This is a genomic window from Demequina globuliformis, assembly GCF_000975155.1.
GTDB classification, from domain to species: Bacteria; Actinomycetota; Actinomycetes; order Actinomycetales; family Demequinaceae; genus Demequina; species Demequina globuliformis.
Genome location: NZ_BBRG01000006.1, coordinates 37,489 through 58,680 on the forward strand (window position 1 = coordinate 37,489; position 21,192 = coordinate 58,680).

At 66.9% G+C, this 21,192-nt stretch carries 17 protein-coding genes; 10 read left to right on the plus strand and 7 right to left on the minus strand.

The features are described 5' to 3' along the window. Window positions 1-363: 363 nt before the first annotated feature. Window positions 364-2,061: a dihydroxy-acid dehydratase gene (gene ilvD, locus AOP75_RS12210; RefSeq protein ID WP_062079370.1), complete on the minus strand. Its 1,698-nt coding sequence runs from the start codon at window positions 2,059-2,061 to the stop codon at window positions 364-366. Between the two features lie 95 nt (window positions 2,062-2,156). On the opposite strand from ilvD, the gene AOP75_RS12215 reads away from it, so the two are divergent. The 4 genes from AOP75_RS12215 (at window position 2,157) to AOP75_RS12230 (ending at window position 6,004) form a co-directional block, all read left to right on the plus strand. Further along, a complete protein-coding gene (locus AOP75_RS12215; protein WP_161794578.1) occupies window positions 2,157-2,942 on the plus strand; it encodes a MerR family transcriptional regulator in 786 nt (261 codons plus the stop codon). A gap of 166 nt (window positions 2,943-3,108) precedes the next feature. Continuing rightward, a complete protein-coding gene (locus AOP75_RS12220; protein WP_062079372.1) occupies window positions 3,109-3,759 on the plus strand; it encodes an NADPH-dependent FMN reductase in 651 nt (216 codons plus the stop codon). Between the two features lie 192 nt (window positions 3,760-3,951). Beyond that, entirely contained in the window at window positions 3,952-4,512 is a 561-nt protein-coding gene (locus AOP75_RS12225; RefSeq protein WP_062079373.1) for an NADPH-dependent FMN reductase, read from the plus strand. Window positions 4,513-4,660: 148 nt separating this feature from the next. Beyond that, on the plus strand, window positions 4,661-6,004 hold the full coding sequence (locus AOP75_RS12230; protein WP_062079374.1) for a cryptochrome/photolyase family protein: 1,344 nt from the start codon (window positions 4,661-4,663) through the stop codon (window positions 6,002-6,004). 45 nt (window positions 6,005-6,049) lie between these two features. Here AOP75_RS12230 and AOP75_RS12235 read toward each other — a convergent pair whose 3' ends face one another. Both AOP75_RS12235 and AOP75_RS12240 read right to left on the minus strand, forming a co-directional pair. Then, on the minus strand, window positions 6,050-6,982 hold the full coding sequence (locus tag AOP75_RS12235; RefSeq protein ID WP_062079375.1) for a 2-hydroxyacid dehydrogenase: 933 nt from the start codon (window positions 6,980-6,982) through the stop codon (window positions 6,050-6,052). A gap of 63 nt (window positions 6,983-7,045) precedes the next feature. Next, window positions 7,046-8,041, minus strand: coding sequence for a LacI family DNA-binding transcriptional regulator (locus AOP75_RS12240; RefSeq protein WP_062079376.1), 996 nt, complete (start codon window positions 8,039-8,041; stop codon window positions 7,046-7,048). A 124-nt stretch (window positions 8,042-8,165) separates the two neighbouring features. Here AOP75_RS12240 and AOP75_RS12245 point away from each other — a divergent pair, with 124 nt between their 5' ends. The 6 genes from AOP75_RS12245 (at window position 8,166) to AOP75_RS12270 (ending at window position 16,701) form a co-directional block, all read left to right on the plus strand. Then, on the plus strand, window positions 8,166-9,524 hold the full coding sequence (locus tag AOP75_RS12245) for an ABC transporter substrate-binding protein (protein ID WP_062079377.1): 1,359 nt from the start codon (window positions 8,166-8,168) through the stop codon (window positions 9,522-9,524). A gap of 43 nt (window positions 9,525-9,567) precedes the next feature. Next, window positions 9,568-10,623, plus strand: a complete 1,056-nt coding sequence (locus AOP75_RS12250; RefSeq protein WP_062079378.1) for a carbohydrate ABC transporter permease — start codon at window positions 9,568-9,570, stop codon at window positions 10,621-10,623. Continuing rightward, the gene (locus AOP75_RS12255; RefSeq protein WP_062079379.1) at window positions 10,620-11,522 is read left to right on the plus strand and encodes a carbohydrate ABC transporter permease; all 903 of its coding nucleotides are present in this window, start codon (window positions 10,620-10,622) and stop codon (window positions 11,520-11,522) included. The genes AOP75_RS12250 and AOP75_RS12255 overlap by 4 nt, the downstream gene beginning before the upstream one ends. A 4-nt stretch (window positions 11,523-11,526) precedes the next feature. Then, window positions 11,527-13,845 (plus strand): beta-xylosidase/alpha-l-arabinosidase, encoded by a 2,319-nt coding sequence (locus tag AOP75_RS12260; RefSeq protein WP_062079380.1) that lies wholly within the window; start codon window positions 11,527-11,529, stop codon window positions 13,843-13,845. Window positions 13,846-13,985: 140 nt separating this feature from the next. Next, complete coding sequence (locus AOP75_RS12265) at window positions 13,986-15,335, plus strand: anaerobic C4-dicarboxylate transporter family protein (RefSeq protein ID WP_062079381.1); 1,350 nt, start codon at window positions 13,986-13,988, stop codon at window positions 15,333-15,335. A gap of 28 nt (window positions 15,336-15,363) precedes the next feature. After that, window positions 15,364-16,701, plus strand: a complete 1,338-nt coding sequence (locus AOP75_RS12270; protein WP_062079382.1) for a M20/M25/M40 family metallo-hydrolase — start codon at window positions 15,364-15,366, stop codon at window positions 16,699-16,701. Window positions 16,702-16,955: 254 nt separating this feature from the next. Here AOP75_RS12270 and gatB read toward each other — a convergent pair whose 3' ends face one another. From gatB to AOP75_RS12290, 4 genes are read right to left on the minus strand one after another with little or no spacing between them, the layout of a single operon-like run. After that, window positions 16,956-18,464 carry an Asp-tRNA(Asn)/Glu-tRNA(Gln) amidotransferase subunit GatB gene (gene gatB, locus AOP75_RS12275; RefSeq protein WP_062079388.1) on the minus strand — a complete coding sequence of 503 codons (1,509 nt, stop codon included), beginning with the start codon at window positions 18,462-18,464 and terminating at the stop codon, window positions 16,956-16,958. 5 nt (window positions 18,465-18,469) lie between these two features. Beyond that, entirely contained in the window at window positions 18,470-19,975 is a 1,506-nt protein-coding gene (gene gatA / locus AOP75_RS12280; RefSeq protein ID WP_062079383.1) for an Asp-tRNA(Asn)/Glu-tRNA(Gln) amidotransferase subunit GatA, read from the minus strand. After that, entirely contained in the window at window positions 19,972-20,271 is a 300-nt protein-coding gene (gatC, locus tag AOP75_RS12285) for an Asp-tRNA(Asn)/Glu-tRNA(Gln) amidotransferase subunit GatC (RefSeq protein ID WP_062079384.1), read from the minus strand. Before gatC ends, gatA begins: the two co-directional genes overlap by 4 nt. A 49-nt stretch (window positions 20,272-20,320) precedes the next feature. After that, window positions 20,321-20,911, minus strand: a complete 591-nt coding sequence (locus tag AOP75_RS12290; protein WP_083966971.1) for a GNAT family N-acetyltransferase — start codon at window positions 20,909-20,911, stop codon at window positions 20,321-20,323. Between the last annotated feature and the right edge of the window lie 281 nt (window positions 20,912-21,192).

The window sequence follows — 21,192 nt, forward strand, 5'->3', positions numbered from 1 at the left end:
TTCACCGTATCGAATAGTGAGACAGGTGAGGCGCCTCGCAGCCCCTCTCCGCCCCCACTCTCCCCCTGGCCGTACATACACGGCGGGCCTGACCGCTCCCCAGCGTTCTGGCCGAAGACTTCCGGTGGCGCCTCTGCGCCACCCAGCCGTGGCATCGGCCCTCACCGGGCGCTAAGTGCGCTGGGCCGCCACCGTCACCGCGACCTGCCCGCCGGTGCCGGGACCCCTTGGCCGCCGCGTGCGGTAGAGCGCTGCGCCATCGGATATGGACGGCCCTGGGCCCCGAGCCCCGAAATCCCCGCCGAGTATGTTCGGCCAGGGGAAATCGGGAGGGAGAGTGGGAGGGCGGGGAAGCGGGCCGCGCTAGCGCAGCACGGCTCCCGTGGATGCCGACTGCACGAGCTTCGCGTACTTGGCGAGAACTCCGCGCGTGTAGACGGGAGGCAGGGGCTCCCAGCCCTCCTTGCGCGCCTCGAGCTCTTCCTCCGGCACGTGCAGTTCGAGCGCACCGTTGGACACGTCGAGCGTGATCTTGTCTCCGTCCTTCACGAACGCGATGGGCCCGCCGTCCACGGCCTCGGGCGCCATGTGGCCCACACACAGGCCCGTCGTCCCTCCGGAGAAACGGCCGTCAGTGACCAGCAGCACGTCCTTGCCCAGGCCTGCCCCCTTGATCGCGGCGGTGATGGCGAGCATCTCGCGCATACCGGGGCCACCCTTGGGGCCTTCGTAGCGGATGACCACCACGTCACCAGCGGTGATGGTGCCGTCCGCGAGCGCATCCAGCGCGGCGCGCTCACGATCAAACACGCGCGCGGTGCCCTCGAAGACCGACTCGTCGAATCCTGCCGACTTCACGACAGCGCCCTCGGGAGCCAGCGAGCCCTTCAGAATCGTGATGCCGCCGGTCTTGTGGATCGGGTTGTTGAGGGAGCGCACCACGCGGCCGTCAATCGTCGCCGGCTTCAACTCAGCCATGTTCTCCGCGAGAGTCTTACCCGTGACGGTCATGCAGTCGCCGTGCATGAGGCCAGCCTCCAGCAGCGTGTTCATCACCGCGGGGACGCCGCCGACGCGGTCAACGTCGTTCATCACGAACTGACCAAAGGGCTTGAGGTCTCCCAGGTGCGGCACCTTTGCGGCGACGCGCGCGAAGTCGTCGAGCGTCAGGTCAACCTCGGCCTCATTGGCGATCGCGAGCAGGTGGAGCACAGCGTTGGTGGAACCACCGAAGGCCATGACGACGGCAATGGCGTTCTCGAAGGCTTCCTTGGTCATGATGTCGCGTGCCGTGATGCCCAGTCGCAGCATGTTGACGACGGCCTCGCCGGACTTCACTGCAAAGTAGTCGCGGCGGCGGTCGGCAGAGGGCGGCGAGGCCGAGCCGGGGATCGACATCCCGAGCGCCTCGCCAACGGAGGCCATGGTGTTGGCGGTGAACATGCCGCCGCAGGCGCCCTCGCCCGGGCAGATCGCCTTCTCGATGGCGAGTCGGTCTTCCTCCGACATCAACCCACGCTGGCAAGCGCCAACAGCCTCGAAGGCGTCAATGACGGTGACGTCCTTCTCGGTTCCGTCCGAGAGCTTCACGTGGCCGGGCATGATCGACCCCGCATACAAGAACACGGAGGCCAGGTCCAGGCGCGCGGCGGCCATGAGCATGCCGGGCAGAGACTTGTCGCAGCCAGCCAGCAGCACGGATCCGTCCAGGCGCTCAGCGCTCATGACGGTTTCCACCGAGTCCGCGATGAGGTCGCGGGACACGAGCGAGAAGTGCATACCTTCGTGGCCCATCGAGATGCCGTCGGAGACGGAGATGGTCCCGAACTCGAGTGGGTAGCCGCCGCCGGCGTGAACGCCGTTCTTCGAGGCCTTCGCGAGGCGGTCAAGCGACAGGTTGCACGGGGTGATCTCGTTCCATGAACTTGCGATGCCAATCTGGGGCTTCGCGAAGTCATCGTCGCCAAGGCCGACGGCGCGGAGCATGCCGCGAGACGCGGTCGCCTCCAGTCCGTCGGTGACCTGGCGGGAGCGGGGCTTCATGTCGGGCGTCGTCGTCATGTTCACGAGTGTAGGACGGGCACATGCTCGCCCGGGCCGACGCGGGAAAAACGCCGCTTGACATTGACGCTGCGTCAACTTCTACGCTGGTTCACATGAGCACCACTGACCTCTCGTCGCCCACAGATGACGACACCGTCGACATCGCGCGCCTGTCGCGCATGTCAGGCGTGACCTCGCGCACCCTGCGCCACTACGACGCAATCGGGCTCCTCACCCCCGCATTCACGAGCGGCGATGGCCGGCGCCACTACGGCCGCGACGAGGTGTTGCGTTTGCAGCACATTTTGGTCCTGCGCGAGCTGGACACCCCCCTCGCGGACATCTCCCGCATCGTGGACGCCGACGATCCCGCCGTGACGGCCGCAACCCTGCGCGACCACCTCGCGGCCCTGACGGCTGAACGGGACCGCTTTGCGCGCCTCGCCGCCACCGTCGCGCGCACCATCGACTCATTAGAGAAAGGCACCAGCATGACCAACGAAGACATCTTGAACGGGTTCGACCACAAGCGCTACGAGCCCGAGGCCCGCGAGCGCTGGGGAGACGACGCCGTCGATCGCTCCAACGCCAAATGGGAGTCGCTCGGCAAGGAAGGCCAGCAGCGCCACCTCGACACTCACCGCGAGGTAGTTGAGGCGCTCGGCGCGGCAATCCGGGTGGGCTTCTCGCCTGACTCCGCAGAGGTACAGGAGATTGTCGCCAAGCACTACGCGTGGGTCTCCCTCTTTTGGACGCCGACTGCGGAGACCTACCGCGGGCTCACCCAGATGTACGTCGACGACGAGCGGTTCCGGCGCAACTACGACGAGGTGGCTCCCGGCGCGGCAGTCTTGCTGCGCGATGCCGCAGACATCTACGCGGGGCGCGAACTCAAATAAATCCCTACGGGCCGATGCCCTGGTTGCCAGCGCAACCAGGGCATCGGCCCCTACGGCTGTGGGGGACTTCACAAGATGCCTGCAAGAGCCGGGAATAACTGTGAGGTGAGGCGGCGTTGGAGGCCATGACAACCGCAATTTAGACCGGCCTCATGAGGAGACCCACGTGACCACGCTCGGCTTGTTGATTGGCTCTTTGCCCCTCGCCCGCACGCAGCACCACCTCACGCAACTACTGACCGACTCAGCCCCACCCGGCGTAGAGGTCACCCTCCTCGATCCGCACCGCCTCCCGCACCACGCTCCGTACTCAGATGTCCCGACCCCCACAGCCGCACACGAATGGAAGCGCGCCCTCGCCGGCGTCGACGGCCTCGTGGTGCTGACGCCCACGGTCGAGCGGTCGATCCCCGGTTCGCTTAAGAACGCCCTAGACTGGGCGGGCGGCATGAGCGGCGTGAACACGCTTGCCGGCCTTCCCACCGTGATCGCTGGGGTGAGCGTCGGAACGCTCCCCCGCTTTGCCGCAATCCAACACCTGCGCACCGTGCTCGGGGACGCCGGCGCCGCCCTGCGCTCGCAGCCGGAAACAGTGCTGTTCGCAGCGCCCGAGGCCTTCGACGATTCCGACACGCCCGTGGACGCCGACCTGGTGGCCGAGGCCCGCGACCTCATGTCCGCGGCCGCCGGTCTCGCAGTTCACGAGCGCCGCGCAGCCACGGCCCGGGCCGCCACCCAAACCATGGACCCCATCGCAGAGGTGATCGCCGCGCCGCTAGCGCCTATCAGTCCTGCGGACGGCATCAAGGTCGCGTAGCGGTCGCGACGCAGCACCCGCGATCAGTCAGTGGGGTATGAATGCTCACCCGCGCATTCATGCCCCACTGTCGCGTGTAGCCGGCGAATAAATAGATGCGTTGGGAATAGTTGAGGAGTCACGTATTGTTGTCCATGGCGCCGCCATGGATGACGGCGGCCATCCCCTGACTTCTTCCGAAAGGACTCCACCATGCCCCGCATCGGCATCATCGTCGGCTCCATCGCCGAGGCCTCTATCAACCGCACCGTCGCCAACGTCCTGCCCTCGCTCGTGACGGACTCCGACGTCGAGTTCGTGTTCATCGAGATCAAGGACCTGCCCCTGTACAACTACGAGCTCGACGGCGCATGGCCCGAGGCCGCGACGGAGTTCAAGAACCAGGTCGAGTCGGTTGACGGCATCATCATCGTCACCCCCGAGTACTCGCGCTCGCTTCCCGGCGCCCTCAAGAACGCTCTGGACTGGGCCGCCCGCCCCTGGGGTCAGAACTCCTTCACTGGGAAGCCGACCGCCATCATGGGCGCCTCGATCTCTGCCGTCGGAACCGCGGCGGCACAGCAGCACCTGCGCGCCATCTTGGGCCACTTCAACGCCCCCACGATGGGCCAGCCCGAGACCTTCTTCCACTTCGCCGCTGACTCCTTTGGCGCCGACGGCTCGCTGCAGGACGAGGCCCAGCAGGCAGTGCTGTCCAACTTCGTCAACGCTGCGGTGGAGCACGTGAACCAGTTCGCCTCGGTGAACGCGTAACATTTTCTTCTAGGCGTGGGCGCGCCTGTGACCACCCCCTCCACAGGCACAGCGCTCATCGGCGTGCGACGCGACATCCTCGCGCCACGCCACCCCCAGGCAGCGGCCGTTCGGGAACACCCGGGCGGCCGTTGCTGTTGGTGCAGGCATGACTTCGGAAACCGCCCTGTGGTGGGCACGTCGCGACCTGCGCGTCACCGACAACCCTGCCTTGGTCGACGCCACCGCCACCGGGCGTGCGCGCGCCGTGTTCGCGTGGACGCCGGCGCTGCACCGGTGGTCTGGACGACGCACCGCTCATCTGGCGCGCGTGCTGTGGCAGTTGCGCGATGGTTTGGGCGGGTCGCTTGCGGTACGCAAGGGGGACGCGGCCGATGTCGTGTCCCAGGCCGCGCAGGAGGCCGGCGCGACCGTGGTGTTCGCCGCGAAGGAGTACAGCCCTGCGGGCGTCGCCGAGCAAGAGGCCGTGGCGGCTGCGCTGAGGGCCGACGGACGCGAGTTGCGCTTCGTGGGCTCTCCGTACGCGGTAGCCCCTGGGCGGGTCGTCAAGGCAGACGGCACCGAGTACAAGGTCTTCACTCCCTTTCGTGACGCCTGGCGCCAACACGGGTGGCGCGCCCCGGCGGCGGCGCCGAACCTGGATGCGCTCGAGGCCTGGGGTCCGCATGCAGACGACATTGACCTCGACCAACGTGCGGCCCACGGCGACACCAACGACCCGCTAGTCAGCACCCCCGAGTTCCGCGAGGACCGCATCCTCGCCGCGCTCGACGATTTCCTCGATTCAGACATCGCCACCTATGGCACCGACCGGGACAGGCCTGACCTGGATCGCACCTCGCATCTGTCGGTGCCACTGGCGTACGGCCAAGTGCATCCCCGCACCGTGCTGGCACGCACCGCGCGCATCGACGGCGACGGCGCCAGGGTCTTCGAGTCCGAACTTGCTTGGCGCGAGTTTCACGCCGACGTCCTGCACCACTACCCCGACGCGCGGCGCGCGTCGCTGCGCCCCGTGCTCGCGGAGGGTGACTGGGTCACGGGCCGCGAAGCCGACGAGGCCTTCGTGGCCTGGCGCGACGGCCGCACCGGGTTTGGGTTGGTCGATGCCGGCATGCGTCAGCTCCAGCACACAGGCTGGATGCACAACCGCGTCCGCATGGTGGTCGCGAGCTTCCTCGTGAAGGATCTCCTGATTCCGTGGCAGCGCGGCGCGAACCACTTCCGACGCACCCTGATGGACTACGACCACTCCCAGAATCAGCTCAATTGGCAGTGGGTGGCCGGCACCGGCCGGGACGCATCGCCGTTCTTTAGAATCTTCAACCCGTCAACGCAGGCGGACAAGTTCGACCCCCAGCGGCGCTACATCGAGCGATGGGTGCCGGAGATCGACACCCCCGAGTACCCCGCGCCCATGGTGGATCACAAGGAGGCCCGCGCCCACACCCTCGAACTCCACCAACGCGCGAAGGATTCAGGCGCCCGCTAGTGGCAGAGCATGGGCGCGGCGGAGGTCAACGCGTGGGCTCGCGCGTCAGGCCACGCGGTTGACGGGTCCCTCCCCTGCGGTGAATGACGCGATGTGCCGGTGGACGAGGTCGACATAGCGACGGTCCGTCAGTTGGGCAAAGCCCGCCACGTGCGGCGTGAGGATCACCCCGGGAGACGTGTACAAGGGGTGTCCATCCGGGAGCGGCTCGGGGTCCACGACGTCGAGGGCCGCACGTAGCCGTCCGGTCGAGGTCTCTGCGAGCAGCGCGTCCGTGTCCACCACGGCCCCGCGGCCAACATTCACCAGCAACGCACCGTCCGGCATCGCAGCCAAGAAAGCGCGGTCCACGAGGCTGTGCGTGCTGTCGTCATGCGGGGTCACAATGACCACGACGTCAAAGTACGGCAGCAATGCCGGCAGGTCCGCTGCGGCGTGGACTGTGACGCCATCCGGGGCGGTGCGGGCGGATCGAGCAACGCCCTCGACCTGCGCCTCGCACGCCCGCATGCGCGCGCCAATCGCGGTGCCGATCGACCCATAGCCGACCACGAGCACGCGCGTGTCGGCGAGCGACGGCGCCGTCTCATACGGCTCCCACGTCGCACGCGCCTGTGCATCGATGAACTGCGGGAGGGCACGCTGGCTCGCAAGGGTGAGCAGCAGTGCCATCTCTGCCGTGCGGGTGTCGTGCACGCCACGCGCATTGCACAGGGCGACGCCGTCGGGAAGGAACGGCAACGCGTGTTCGTACCCAGCGGAGGGGATCTGAATGGCCGCGAGGTTCGGCAGGTCGGCTAGTCGCCCGTACACGCGCCGCCCGCCCGTCCGGTGGGCCAGGCACGCCAGCGTGATGCGCTCGCGCTCAGCCTCGGGGGCATCGGCCGTCGCCGGGTCCCACACAATGACGCGCGCGCCGTCGCCTACGTGACCCACGGCATCGGCCACAGCCTGGTCAGGGACAGAAACAGTGATCATGAGATCGAGTCTGCCACTGCCCTCCGGCCACGGTGAACCACCGCGGTACCCGCCATCTCCCGCTCAGCCGCGCGGCCGAGCGCAACTAGCGCGCTCGATCAGTTCCGTGGCCAAACGCACATGGGCGTCGTGTTCACGGCCCTCAATCCGGTCAAGCAACATGCGCATGGCGGCCGCGCCCATCGCCTGCAACGGCTGGCGCACCGTTGTCAATGCGGGGGTGGCAAGGCCTGCCTCTGGGATGTCATCAAAGCCCATGATCGACAGGTCACCGGGAACGTCAAACCCCATCTCTGTTGCCACCTCCATGGCGGCCAACGCGGTGAGGTCGTTGGCGCCCTGGATCGCAGTGGGAGGCTCTGGCAGGCTCAGCAGTTCGCGAGTGGCCTCTGCGGCGAGCTCCGGCGCATAGCGTGTCTCGATGATCAGCGAGGCATCGACCTCGACCCCGGCCTCGGCGTGCGCGTGACGGTACCCGGCCTCACGCAGGTGAGACGAGTCAAGTTCGTTGCGCCCGCCCAGGAATGCGATGCGGCGGTGCCCCAGACCTAGCAGGTAGTCCGTGGCCCGCTCGGCGCCCTCGAAGTTGTCGACATCGATGGTGGGCAGGCGGTTAGGACCGTAGTGAGGGTCAATGGCGACGACCGGGACAATGTCCTCGGTGTCCAGCACAGTGGGCGTCACGATCACCGCACCGTCAATGAGCGTGCCGCCCAGTCTCGACAGCGACCGCCGCTCCCAGCCGTGGCGGTCACCGCCCGAATGCGACAACACCTCATACCCGGAGCCGTGCGCCGCCCGCGCGGCCCCCTTGAGCAGCTCCGCGGAGAACGGCTCAAAGTCTGCCACCAGGACTCCCAGCACGTGAGTCTGTTGCGCGCGCAGCGAGGACGCGGAGAGATTGCCGGCGTAACCAAGCTCGTCAATCACCTGCTGCACGGCCGCGACGGTCTCCTTCGAGACGCCGTAACGGCCGTTGACCACTTTCGAGACCGTGGCCACCGACACCCCAGCGCGCTGCGCCACGTCGGAGAGCTTCACGCGCCGTCGAGGTTCCATGCCCCGATAGTAGCGCTTCGCACTTCCGTGTCGAAAACGTTATCGATAACGATTGACACAGCGTTTCGACTGGGCCACACTCAACGTGTTCGACGAGTCAACGAAGACTGAGAGGAACCGAACAATGACCCGATCCCGCATCGCGACCGCGACCCTCGCGTTCGCCTCCGCGGCGCTCCTGCTCACTGCATGTAGCTCCGACGGAGACTCCCCCGACACCTCCTCCGCGCCGGAGGGCTCATCCACCGCTCAAGGCGGCGGAGACGAACCCGTCACCCTCACCTGGTGGCACAACGGCGTGGCAGGAGACACCGGCGAGAACTCGCTGGGCGACTACTGGGACAAGGTGGCAGCTGATTTCACGGCTGAACACCCCAACGTCACCATCGAGATCGAGCAGATCCAGAACGAGGACCTGCAGCGCACTCGCATTCCCACGGCTCTGCAGTCCGGCGACGCCCCCGACATCTTCCAGCAATGGGGCGGCGGCGAACTCGCCGACCAGGCTCAGGCCGGTTACCTCATGGACCTGTCGGAACCCTTGGCGGAGGACATCAGCCGGCTGGGCGGCGCCGTCGCACCCTGGCAGGCAGACGGCACCACGTACGGTGTGCCGTTCCAGTTCGCCGTGGAAGGCATCTGGTACCGCCCCAGCCTGTTCGAAGAAGCAGGCATCGACGGTGAACCGACCACGATGGACGAACTGAACGACGCCGTGCAGAAGCTCAAGGACGCCGACATCACGCCCATCGCTGTAGGCGCAGCTGACAAGTGGCCCGCCGCACACTGGTGGTACAACTTCGCCCTGCGTTCGTGCTCACCCGACACCATGTCGTCGGCGACGTCGGCGCTGGACTTCTCCGACCCCTGCTGGCTGGATGCCGGTCAGCAGCTTGAGGACTTCCTCGGCACGGAGCCCTTCCAAGACCAGTACACCTCCACCGTGGCGCAGACCGGCGCGACGTCCTCCGCTGGCCTTGTCGCCAACGCTGAGGCCGCCATGGAACTCATGGGCCAGTGGAACTACTTCGTCTATGAGGGCTTCACCGACGGCACCGACGAGGGCATCGCGGCCCTGCACGAGGACCTGGACTGGTTCCCCATGCCCGCGACGTCCTCAGGCGAGGGCGACCCCTCCGCATCGATGGGCGGCGGCGACGGCTTCTCTTGCTACGTCGACGCCCCCGCTGAGTGCGCACAGTTCCTGTCCTACCTCGTCAGCGACGACGTGCAGCGTGGCTTTGTCGAGGCAGTGGGTGGCCTCCCCGTGGCTCCCGCCGCCACGGACGCCATCACTGACCCCGTTTTGCAGGAGATCGCGCAGACCTCCTCTGACGCCGCCTACGTGCAGCTGTGGCTGGACACCCTGCTGGGACAGAACGTGGGAGGTGCGCTGAACGACGGCGTCACCGCCCAGTTTGCCGGCACCGGAGACCCGCAGAACACCGTGGATCTCATGACGGCTGCCGCCGCCACCCAGTGACCCGTCCTTTCCGCACTACCCCCTGAAAGCGAGATCTCCTGACGTGACTGCACTGGAGACCTCGGGCACGGGTACCGTCCCCGCCGCCGCCGCTTCGGCGGCGGCGGGTGACGCCCCGCACACGCCCGTCACCCCGAACCCCCGCAAGGCCAAGCTGCGCATGTGGGCCGAGCTCACGCTGTTCCTCGGCCCCGCCCTGGTCCTGTTTCTGACCTTCGTCGTCTATCCGGTCATCTCCGCCGCCCGGTACAGCCTGTACCAGTGGAACGGCGTCGAGCAGTTCTCGGATGCGACCTTCATTGGCTTCGAAAACTACGCACGAGCCCTCTTTGGCGGTACCGACCCGGCCACCAAGAGCGCGTTCATGACGGCCTACACCGAACCGTTCCAGGCCGCTTTCTCGCACACCATTGCGATCCTGGTGCTGTCGCTGCTGATCCAGCTGCCGCTGGGCCTGCTCATTGCGCTCGTGCTCAACCGCCGCTTCCCAGGCCGTGCGAGCGTGCGCGTCATCATGTTCGCGCCCTACGTGCTGAGCGAAGTGATCGCCGGCATCATGTGGCTCATCATCTTTGACCCCAACGGCGTCGCCACCCGGTTGGTTCAGGCCGTGGGCCTCAACCCGCCCGCTGGGGGGTGGCTGGAGGACCAGACCTGGGGCTTCTGGACCGTGTTCTTCATCATCACCTGGAAGTACATTGGGCTCGCCGTCATCTTGTTCCTCGCTGGCCTGTCCGGCGTCCCCCAGGAACTCCAGGACGCGGCCTCTATCGATGGCGCCTCCTGGTGGCAGACCCAGTGGCGCATCAACATTCCGCTCATTGCGCCCACTATCCGCATCTGGGTGTTCCTGTCCCTCATTGGGTCCATCCAACTGTTCGACATGGTGTGGGTCCTCAACCAGGGCGGCACCACGGGACAGTACTCAACGATCGCGACATACATGATGCAGATTGGCTTCTTCCGCTCCGACTGGGGATTCGGCTCAGCCATCGCCGTCATCATGTTTTTGCTGTCCTTCGCCGTCGCCTCGTTCTACATGCTCGTGGTCTTGCGCCGCGACAACGCCGACCGTCCCAAGAAGGTGAAGCAGGCATGACCGCCACCAGTTCCCCCGCGACCGCGCCGCAGCGCCCCGTCTCCCCGCCGCACCGCCGCTACGCCAAGGGCGAGAAGCGTTCGTCGGACCGGTCCGTGTACCTGTCGATCGGCGTCGCCCTCATCGGTGTCGCCGTGACCCTTGGCCCGATCATCTACCTGGTCGTTGGTGGCCTACGTACCCAGCAGGACTTGTCGACCAACCCGACCGGGATTCCCGACCCCATCATGTGGTCGAACTACGGCAACATCCTCACGACGGACATCTTCTGGCGCCAGGCCGCGAACTCGCTCCTGGTCGCGACGTTGACCACCGCCGGAGTGGTCCTCTTCGGAACCATGGCGGCCTACCCGCTCGCCCGCTACCGCTTTCGCGGTCGTGAGGGCATCTTCTTGATGTTCACGACCGGCTTGATGTTCCCGCTCACGGTCGCAGTGCTCCCGCTGTACCTGCTGCTGCGCGACCTTGGCCTCAGCGGGCTGCCAGGGCTGATCATTCCGCAGATCGCGTTCGGTCTGCCCATGACCATCATCATCTTGCGGCCGTTCCTGCGCGCTCTCCCGACGGAGCTGGAGGAGGCGGCGTTTATGGACGGCGTCAGCCGCATCGGGTTCTTCTGGCGCATGCTGTTGCCGCTGGCCAAGCCCGGCATGGTCACAGTGGGCGTGCTGGCATTCATCGCGTCGTGGAATGCGTACCTGCTGCCGCTGCTGCTCCTGACCGGTGACCCGCGCGGCATGACGCTGCCTTTGGGAATCACCACGTTCCAGGGCCAGTACGCGTCCGCGACCACGTTGATCATGGCCTACACGTCACTGGCGATGATTCCCGCGCTCATCTTCTTCCTGGTGATGGAGCGCAGGATTGTCGACGGCCTGACCGGCGCGGTGAAGGGATAGTGCGATGACAGACACGCAGGCACGCGCCTCGCTCAGCGCCCAGGGGGCCGATGCCCGTCCCCCAGTTGGCGACCTCGACGACGGTCGCGTACGCGACCTGATTGCCTCGATGACGCTGGACGAGAAGCTCGCGCAGTTGGTGGGCTTTTGGGAAGGCGAAGAAGGCGACGCCGTCGCGCCACTGCAGGGCGAACTCGCCCACACTGGCCCGGTAGCCGACGCCATGCAGCATGGCCTGGGGCACATCACGCGTGCCTATGGCACCAATCCCGTCGAGCCAGACGAGCGCGCCGCGTGGGTATGGGAGCGCCAGCGGTGGCTCGTGGACAACACCCGCCACGGCATCCCCGCGATTGTCCACGAGGAGTGCCTCACTGGCTTATCCGCGTGGAAGGCGGCCACGTTCCCCGCTCCCCCGGCCTGGGGCGCCTCCTTCGATGCGGAGCTGGTCGAGCGGATGGGTCAGCTGATCGGCGGCTCCATGCGCGAGCTCGGCATCCACCAGGGGCTCGCCCCCGTCCTCGACGTGGTGCGCGATCCACGCTGGGGGCGCGTCGAGGAATCCATCGGTGAGGATCCGTACCTTGTGGGAGCGCTGGGAACGGGGTACGTCCGCGGCGTGCAGTCCCAGGGCGTCGACGCCACCCTCAAGCACTTTGTGGGCTACTCGGCCTCGCAAGCGGGACGCAACTTTGCGCCGGTTCACGCGGGCAGACGTGAGGTCCAGGACGTGCTGCTGATCCCGTTCGAGATGGCACTTCTGGACGGCGGCGCGCAGTCGGTCATGCACTCGTATGCGGAGATCGACGGCGTTCCCGTCGCTGCCGATGCCACCTTGCTGACGGAGCTGTTGCGCGACCGCTGGGGATTCGAGGGCACCGTGGTCGCTGACTACTTTGGGGTCGCGTTCCTCCACTTGCTCCACGCCGTGGCAGACGATCTAGGCGAGGCCGCCGCACTCGCGCTGGCCGCAGGAGTCGACGTCGAGCTGCCTACCGGTGACGCCTACCTGGCGCCGCTCAAGACAGCCGTCGAGGATGGCGCCGTCGACGTAGCGCTCGTGGACCGCGCGCTCGCTCGCGTCCTGCGTCAGAAGGAGCGGTTGGGCTTGCTCGACGCCCGCTTCGACGACGCACCGCCCACCGGCATTGACCTCGACTCGCCTGCGCACCGTGAGGTGGCACGCCAACTTGCGGAGGAGTCCGTGGTGCTGGTCTCCAACGATGGCACCTTGCCGCTTGCTGGCGATCCGTCGCGCACCACGGCGGTCATTGGGCCCAACGCTGACCGGTACGCAGCACTGTTTGGCTGCTACTCCTTCGCCAATCACGTCCTCGCTCAGCGCCCAGGCATCGCCCTCGGAATCGAGGCGCCTACGATCCTCGCCGCGCTGCGAGAGGAACTGACTGGCACCGTCGTGGCCGCTCGCGGATGCGACGTCGACAGCGACGACCGCTCAGGATTCGATGAGGCCGTTGCTGCCGCCGCGAGCGCCCACACCGCGGTCCTTGTCGTGGGCGACCAGGCCGGGCTCTTTGGACGCGGCACCTCCGGAGAAGGCTGCGACACCGACAGCCTGGAGCTGCCCGGCGTGCAACGCGAACTCGTCGAGGCCGTTCTCGCTACCGGGACGCCTGTGGTCTTGGTGATGGTGACCGGTCGCCCGTACTCCGTGGGGTGGGCGCTCGACCGGTGCGCCGCCGTCGTCCAGGCGTTCTTCCCAGGTGAGGAGGGCGCGGGGGCGATCGCGAGGGTTCTGTCCGGCACGGTGAACCCGTCGGGCCGCATGCCGCTGTCGCTTCCGCGCGCGGCGGGAGCGCAGCCGTACACCTACCTGCACCCGCCGCTGGGCGGTGACGGCGAGGTGTCAAACCTAGCGTCGTCACCGGTGGCTCCCTTTGGCCACGGGCTGTCGTACACCACGTTCTCGCACCGCGATCTGACGACCGCCAACACCACCACCGACGGCGTCGTAACCGCCCAGGTGGTGGTCACTAACACGGGCGACCGCGACGGCGTCGAAGTCGTCCAGTTGTATGGCCACGACGTCAAAGGCTCCGTCACCCGGCCGGTGGCGCAATTGCTCGGATTCGCCCGTGTTCCACTGGCCGCCGGTGAGGAACGCACCGTGGAGTTCCGCGTCCCCACCGCGCGACTCGCGCTCAGCGACCGCACCTATCGCCGGGTCGTGGAACCTGGCGACATCGAGTTGTGGACAGGGCATGCGGGCGAGCGCCGCGCGCTCGCATCGCTCGTCCTGACCGGCGACGTCCACGAGGTGACCACGGCATCGGCCCGCCTCACGGAGGTGACGCTCTCCTAGCGGCCGGTGGGCGTGCGCCAACGATGGCGCGGCGCACGCCCACCGCGCGCTCGCTCAGCAGCAATCCGTCGCCGCCGTTAGGCTCGTCCTCACAGGTAAACCGCACACTTCGCGGTGAGCGGAGGGGACGGGACAACGACGTGGACGTCATCTTTATCCTCGAAGTCATGGTGGTGCTCGGCGCCATCGTGATGGGAACGCGCGCCAGCGGCATTGGGGTCGGCGTGTGGGGCGGCGTCGGCACGTTCGTGCTCATCTTCGTCTTTGGCGAGGCCCCGGGCGAGCCACCAACGGACGCGATCGCGATCATTCTTGGCGTCGTGACCGCGGCCGCTCTCATGCAGGCCGCCGGCGGGATTGACTGGATGGTCGCCATGGCAGCCCGGGTCATTGAGCGCCGCCCTCGCCAGATCACTTTCCTCGCGCCGCTGACCGCCTTCCTCTTCTCCGTGGGAGCAGGCACCGGCAACATCATCTATCCGCTGCTACCGGTCATCTACGACGTCTCCTACCGCAATCGCATCCGACCCGCGCGCCCGTTGACCGTCACGGTCGTGCAGTCCGGCATCGCCCTCGCGGCGTCGCCTGTGTCAGCGGCCATGGCGGCGATGCTGACGCTCACCGATGTCGCGCCATACAACCTCGGCCTAGGAAAAATCCTCGCCATCACGTTCCCGTCGTGCGTGATCGGCATACTCGTCACTTCGTTCGTCGTGAACCGGATGTGGCGCGACATGGACGACGACCCTGAGATCCAGGCGCGCATCGCCTCGGGAGCGCTACCCGCTCCCACGGCCGATGCCCACTCAAGCGGCGCATCGGCCCACCTGACGTACACCTCGCGCGGGCGCAATGCTGCGCTCGCGTTTTTGCTGGGAGTGGCGACGATCGTCGTGTTCGGCCTCTTCCCCGACCTACGTCCGTCGTTCACCGTCGACGGAGAGACCACGTCCGTCAGCATGACGGTGACCATCGTGCTGGTCATGCTGGTCGCCGCAGCAGTGATCATGTTCGTGGGCCGGCCCAAGGTCGATTCGGTCCCCGGGCAATCGGTGTTCAAGGCCGGCATGATCTCCGCGATCGCGCTGTTCGGCATCGCCTGGTTGACCGCCACGTTCATCGAGGCCCACGAGGACTACATTGTCTCCACCGTGGGCTCGTGGGTCACGGACTGGAAGTTCCTGTTCGCGGTCGCGGTGTTCCTCGTGGCAGCGATGACCACCAGCCAGTCGACGGCCACGCGCACGATCGTCCCCATCGGCCTCGCGGCTGGACTCCCACCGGGCATCATCACGGGCATGTGGGGCGGCGCGCTCGGAGGCGTGTACACACTCCCCGCGAACGGCCCTCAGATCGCCGCCGCCAACTTTGACCTCACGGGCTCCACCAAACTGGGAACCAAGCTCATTGACCACAGTTTCTTTATCCCGATGCTGGTGCTCGTCGTCACGACCGTGGCCTCGGGCGCGGCCATCGGCGCGTTCTTCTAGTCACCACACCACATGAAAGGCTACCGAGATGACCGACCACGTTGCCTCCACCGTCCGCGAACTGATGCCAGGCGTCATCGCCAACCTGGAAGAACTCATCGCCATCCCGTCGATTGCCTTTCCCGGCTATCCCGCCGAGCCCGTCCATCAGATGGCGGCACGCACCCTTGAACTGATCCGCGAAGCCGGCATTCCTGACGCCCACCTGGCCGACGTCCCGCACGGCTACCCGCCCATCTACGGCGAAGTTCGCGGCCCTGAAGGCTCACCGACCGTGGTCCTGTACGCCCACTACGACGTTCAGCCCGCGCCCGAGTCTCAGGGATGGACCTCCGACCCCTGGACACCGACCCGCAAGGACGACGGCCGCATTTACGGTCGCGGGGCCGCGGACGACAAGTCCGGCCTGGTGTCGCTGCTGGGCACCCTGCGGGCGTTCGAAGGCGACTTCCCCTGCACCCTGCGCATCATCGTGGAAGGGATGGAGGAGACGGAAAGCAACCTCGAAGAATTCGTCGAGGCGCACCCAGAACTGTTCGAGTGCGACCTGTTCGTGATTGCGGACATGGGCAACCTGCGCGTCGGCGAGCCCGTCATGACCACCGCCCTGCGCGGTGACGTCTCCTGCACCGTCACGGTCCGCACGCTCGACCATCCGCTGCACTCCGGCGTTTACGGCGGCCCCGCCCCGGACGCGATGATGGCGCTCGCTCGCCTCCTGTCCACCTTGCACGACGACGCGGGCGATGTCGCGGTCGAAGGCGTCAGCGGCGCGCCCTGGCCGGGGTCTGACATGACAGAAGAGGACTTCCGTGCGGGCGCCGACCTGCTTCCTGGCGTGTCCCTGACCGGCACCGGCACCATCGCCGACCGCCTGTGGTCCAAGCCGTCGATCAACGCGATCGGCATCGACACGACGTCGATCGCGGAGTCATCCAACGTGATCCTCCCTCACGCAAGCGCCAAGATCTCGATGCGCATTGTCCCTGGCAGCGATCCGGAGGCGGAGCTCGACGCGCTCGTGCACCACCTCGAAACCCACGCCCCCTGGGGTGCACAGGTGGAGGTGCAGCGCATCAAGGCCGCCCATCCCTTCACTGTGCCCACCGAGGGGCCCGGCTACGCGGCGGCGCGTGCTGCCATGGAGGAGGCCTTTGGGGCCACGGCAAGCGAGGCAGGGTCAGGTGGGTCCATCCCGCTGCTGCAGACTCTCCAGCACGCCTCGCCCGCAGCCGAGTTTGTGTTGTGGGGCCCGGAAGACGTCGCACTGTCGCGCATTCACGCCTCCGACGAGAGCGTGGACCCAGAGGAGATCGAGCGCATGATCGTGGCCCAGGTCCTCCTCCTCACCCGCCTCGCACGCTAACCCCCACGCCAAATGGCTCCATTTCGCTGTTTTACGCGGCTATAATGGAGGTTTTGTGCCACTCCAGCGGTGAGCGGACGCGGAGCCCGGCCAGCCAACCCTTCGGCCCTCCCCACGCGCCGGCCGTGTTGCTCTGCGCGCTCGGAACCTGTCCCAACGCGACACGCCGGGTCACCCACCTCCTCGAGGCGCGTGACCCGGCGTGTCAGGCGTTATGCGGTTCGCAGTGTCGCAGGGCAGCGGGGTGTCCCCGCCTAGCCCTCTACGCCTGCGCGCTGCAGGATGATCTCGCGCACGCGACCGGCATCCGCCTGTCCGCGCGTCGCCTTCATCACTGCACCCACGATGGCGCCGGCAGCCTGGACCTTCCCGTCCTGGATCTTGGCAAGGACGTCGGGCTGGGCAGCGAGTGCCTCGTCGACGGCCGCTTCGAGCGCGGAGTCGTCAGACACGACCGCAAGCCCGCGCGACTCCACGACCTCGGCGGGCGAGCCCTCCCCTGCCAGCACACCCTCGAGCGCCTGGCGAGCGAGCTTGTCGTTGATCTTGCCCTCATCCACCAGGCCCTGCAGCTGTGCCACGTCCTGCGGCGTCACCGGCAGATCGCGCAGCGTCACGCCCCGGTCGTTAGCGGTACGAGCAAGCTCTCCCATCCACCACTTGCGTGCGGCCTGCGGCTTGGCGCCGGCCGCGACGCTCGCAGCGATGAGGTCCAGCGCATCCGCATTCACGGCATCACGCATATCGGTATCGGAGAAGGCCCACTCCTCCTTAAGACGCGCACGCATCTTGGCGGGGTGCTCGGGGATAGTCCCGCGGAGTTCCTCGACCCACTCACGCGACGGCTCGACGGGCAGGAGGTCGGGCTCCGGGAAGTAGCGGTAGTCCTCGGCCTGTTCCTTTGACCGGCCAGACGTCGTCGACCCCGTGTCCTCGTGCCAGTGACGGGTTTCCTGGACCACCGGCTCTCCAGCCAGAAGCAAGTCCGCCTGGCGTGTGGCCTCGAAGTGAATGGCGCGTTCGATGGCGCGCAGCGAGTTCACGTTCTTGGTCTCGGAGCGCTTGCCGAACGGCACGGCGTTCTGGTCCTCGCCCGCGACCGCCTTGGGACGCAGGGACAGGTTGACGTCCGCGCGGACAGATCCCTGCTCCATGCGCCCGTCGGAGATGCCTAGCGCCTTCACGATGTCGCGAATGGTGGCGACATAGGCGCGCGCGACCTCCGCGGTGCGAGCGCCCGCACCCGTGATGGGATGCGTGACGATCTCCACGAGCGGCACGCCGCCACGGTTGTAGTCGACCAACGAGTGCGACGCGCCCTGGATGCCGCCGGTGCCACCCACGTGGGTGTTCTTGCCGGCGTCCTCTTCCATGTGCGCTCGCTCGATACCGATGGTGAAGACCTCACCGTCATCCAGCACCACGTCCAAGCTGCCCTCAAAGCAGGTCGGCTCGTCGTACTGCGAAATCTGGTAGTCCTTCGCGAGGTCAGGGTAGAAGTAGTTCTTGCGCGCAAACCGGCTGGACTCGCGGATCGAGCATCCAAGCGACAGGCCCAGTCGAATCGCGGACTCGACGGCCTTGTCGTTGACCACCGGCATGGAGCCTGGCAGGCCCAGACACACGGGGCATACCTGCGTGTTGGGCTCGGCGCCGAACTCGTTGGCGCAGCCGCAGAACATCTTGGTCTTGGTGTTCAGTTCGACGTGGACTTCGATGCCGAAGACGGGGTCGAACTGCTCCATCGCCTTGTCATAGGTCATGGCGCTCACTTGGACACCTCCAGCTCGGGGGCCTGCGCGGCCAACGGGCCGCCCCAGTCCTTGGCCAGCTCCTTCTCGAGCGCTGCGCCAATGCGGTACATGCGGGCGTCTTCGTGCGCGGGGGCGAGGATCTGGAAGCCGGCAGGGAGGCCGTCCTCGTCTGCCAGCCCTGACGGCAGCGACATGCCGGGAATGCCGGCAAGGTTTGCTGGAATGGTCGCGACGTCGTTGAGGTACATCGCGAGAGGGTCGTCCAAGCGCTCGCCCAACTTGAACGGCGTAGTGGGCGTGGTGGGGCTCACCAGCACATCGCACTGCTCGAAGGCGGCCGCGAAGTCGCGCTGGATCAGCGTGCGCACCTTCTGCGCGGACCCGTAGTACGCGTCGTAGTAGCCGGCGCTCAGCGCGTAGGTTCCAAGGATAATGCGGCGCTTGACCTCATCGCCGAACCCTTCTGCACGGGTGGCGGCCATGGTCCGCTCGACAGTCCCCTTTTCCACACGCATGCCAAAGCGCACGGAGTCGAACTTGGCGAGGTTGGACGATGCCTCTGACGGAAGGATCAGGTAGTAGGCGGCGAGCGCGTACTGGAAGGAGGGGCATGACACCTCGACGACCTCTGCGCCTAGGGCCTTCAGCTTGTCCAGTCCCTCGTGGAAGCGCCTTTCCACTCCGGCTTGGTATCCCTCGCCCGAAAGTTCCTTGATGACGCCGATGCGCACTCCGGAAAGGTCACCCTCGCGCCCCTGGCGGGCGGCGTCGACACACGACGGCACGGGCTCATCGAGACTGGTGGCGTCCATGGGGTCGTGGCCGCCCATGACCTCGTGCAAGAGCGCAGCATCTTCGACGGTGCGGGCACACGGTCCCAGTTGGTCGAGCGAGCTCGCGAGGGCGATGGCGCCGTAGCGGGACACGCCGCCGTAGGTGGGCTTCACGCCCACGGTGGCGGTGACCGATGCCGGCTGCCGGATGGACCCGCCGGTGTCAGATCCGATCGCCAGCGGCGCCTCGAATGCCGCCAGGCTGGCGGCCGAGCCGCCTCCCGAACCGCCGGGAATGCGGTCCAGGTCCCACGGGTTGTGGGTAGGCCCGTATCCGGAGTGCTCGGTGGACGAGCCCATCGCGAACTCGTCCATGTTGGTCTTGCCAAGGATGGGCATGCGCGCCTCGCGCAGCTTGCGCGTCACAGTCGCGTCGTACTGCGGCTCCCAGCCTTCGAGGATCTTAGAACCGGCAGTGGTGGGCATCCCCTGCGTCACCAGAATGTCTTTGACCGCGATGGGTACGCCTGCGAGCTCCGGGAGTTCCTCGCCGGCGGCGCGTGCCGCGTCGACGTCGCGCGCGGTGGCCAGTGCGCCCTCGGCGTCAACGTGAAGGAAGGCGTGAACGGCGCCGTCCACGGCTGCGATGCGATCGAGGTGGGCTTGCGTGAGCTCGACGGAGGTCACCTCGCCGCTCTTGAGAGCGGCAACCATGTGAGCGGCCGATGCCCGGGTCCAGTCGGTCATGCTTCCTCCCCAAGGATCTGGGGAACGCGGAAGCGCCCGTCTTCTGCCTCGGGCGCGCTCGACAGCGCGGCCTCCTGGCTGAGGGAGGGGCGCACGACGTCCTCGCGGTGCACGTTGCTCATGGGAATGGGGTGACTCGTAGCGGGCACATCTTGGCCCGCTACTTCGGCGACCTTGGCCACGGAGTCCACGATGGCAGCGAGCTGCCCGGACAAGCGATCAAGGTCCTCATCGGTCATGTCAATGCGTGCCAGCGCCGCGAGGCGCGCCACGTCAGAACGTTCGAGGGAAGACATGGCCGCAAGTCTAGTAGCGCGCGCGGGTCCGGCCCACCCCGCTCAGGCTCTACGCCCGTGCGGAACCCGGCTCCCACGAGTAACCCAAGAGGCGAATGGCGGTCGTACCTCGGACCGTGTCACCTGCTTCCGCGTCTGTCACCTTGGTGACAGTGCCGTCGTCGTTGTCGATCACGGTCCAGTCGAGGTCCGTGCGGCGCACGAAGCCCAACTTCTCGTAGAGCTTGTGTGCGATGTGCATGGATTCCATCGTCGACAGCACAATCCGACGCGCGCCGTGGTCGACAGCGCGTTCCATCGCGTAGCGCGTCAGTTCCGCGCCAATCCCCCTGCCGCGCTCGAGCGGGGATACCGCGAGCATCCGCAGTTCGAACTCGTCGTCTCCGGCCAGCTCCGCGAACTCTGAGCCCGGCGGTACGACTGTGATGGTGCCCACGACGGGTCCCGTCCCGTCGGCACCGTTGGTCATCATGAGCAGGTCCGCGGCCTCAGCGCGCGCTCGCGCGTCCTTGAGCTGTGGGATGTACGGATGTGCCTGATCGACAAGCCCATCAGACAAATATGCCAATGCCGTCAGCTGGCCAATTTCGGTCAGACGCGTCGAGTCGTCTGGCTGGACAATGTGGATGCTGGCGCTCATTGCTTCCCTGCCTATCGCGTTCGTGGCTCCACATCGCTGTGAAGTCCCGGACCTCCAATCTAGACGTACGCTCAGCGCCGCGCGCCCCGACGTGCCCGGCTCAGGGAAATACGCGCGGGCGCTCCGCCCACTCGCCGGCGCCGCACAACCGAGGGCAGCCAGAGGGCGTGCGACGTTACAGGAACGGCTCATGGGGAAGTGCCTGATGTCGCGCCAACGCGGGCCAGCACATCAGTCCAGAAATGCCGAAGGCCCCCACCGCAATGGTGGGGGCCTTCGTG

What these genes read in the sequence shown, in the direction of transcription:
- AOP75_RS12245 (WP_062079377.1), top strand. Translation starts at nt 8,166, where the DNA reads ATGACCCGATCCCGCATCGCGACCGCGACCCTCGCGTTCGCCTCCGCG.
- gatB (WP_062079388.1), bottom strand. Translation starts at nt 18,464, where the DNA reads ATGACCTATGACAAGGCGATGGAGCAGTTCGACCCCGTCTTCGGCATC.
- AOP75_RS12290 (WP_083966971.1), bottom strand. Translation starts at nt 20,911, where the DNA reads ATGAGCGCCAGCATCCACATTGTCCAGCCAGACGACTCGACGCGTCTG.
- AOP75_RS12240 (WP_062079376.1), bottom strand. Translation starts at nt 8,041, where the DNA reads ATGGAACCTCGACGGCGCGTGAAGCTCTCCGACGTGGCGCAGCGCGCT.
- ilvD (WP_062079370.1), bottom strand. Translation starts at nt 2,061, where the DNA reads ATGACGACGACGCCCGACATGAAGCCCCGCTCCCGCCAGGTCACCGAC.
- gatA (WP_062079383.1), bottom strand. Translation starts at nt 19,975, where the DNA reads ATGACCGACTGGACCCGGGCATCGGCCGCTCACATGGTTGCCGCTCTC.
- AOP75_RS12260 (WP_062079380.1), top strand. Translation starts at nt 11,527, where the DNA reads ATGACAGACACGCAGGCACGCGCCTCGCTCAGCGCCCAGGGGGCCGAT.
- AOP75_RS12215 (WP_161794578.1), top strand. Translation starts at nt 2,157, where the DNA reads ATGAGCACCACTGACCTCTCGTCGCCCACAGATGACGACACCGTCGAC.
- gatC (WP_062079384.1), bottom strand. Translation starts at nt 20,271, where the DNA reads ATGTCTTCCCTCGAACGTTCTGACGTGGCGCGCCTCGCGGCGCTGGCA.
- AOP75_RS12225 (WP_062079373.1), top strand. Translation starts at nt 3,952, where the DNA reads ATGCCCCGCATCGGCATCATCGTCGGCTCCATCGCCGAGGCCTCTATC.
- AOP75_RS12270 (WP_062079382.1), top strand. Translation starts at nt 15,364, where the DNA reads ATGACCGACCACGTTGCCTCCACCGTCCGCGAACTGATGCCAGGCGTC.
- AOP75_RS12255 (WP_062079379.1), top strand. Translation starts at nt 10,620, where the DNA reads ATGACCGCCACCAGTTCCCCCGCGACCGCGCCGCAGCGCCCCGTCTCC.
- AOP75_RS12235 (WP_062079375.1), bottom strand. Translation starts at nt 6,982, where the DNA reads ATGATCACTGTTTCTGTCCCTGACCAGGCTGTGGCCGATGCCGTGGGT.
- AOP75_RS12230 (WP_062079374.1), top strand. Translation starts at nt 4,661, where the DNA reads ATGACTTCGGAAACCGCCCTGTGGTGGGCACGTCGCGACCTGCGCGTC.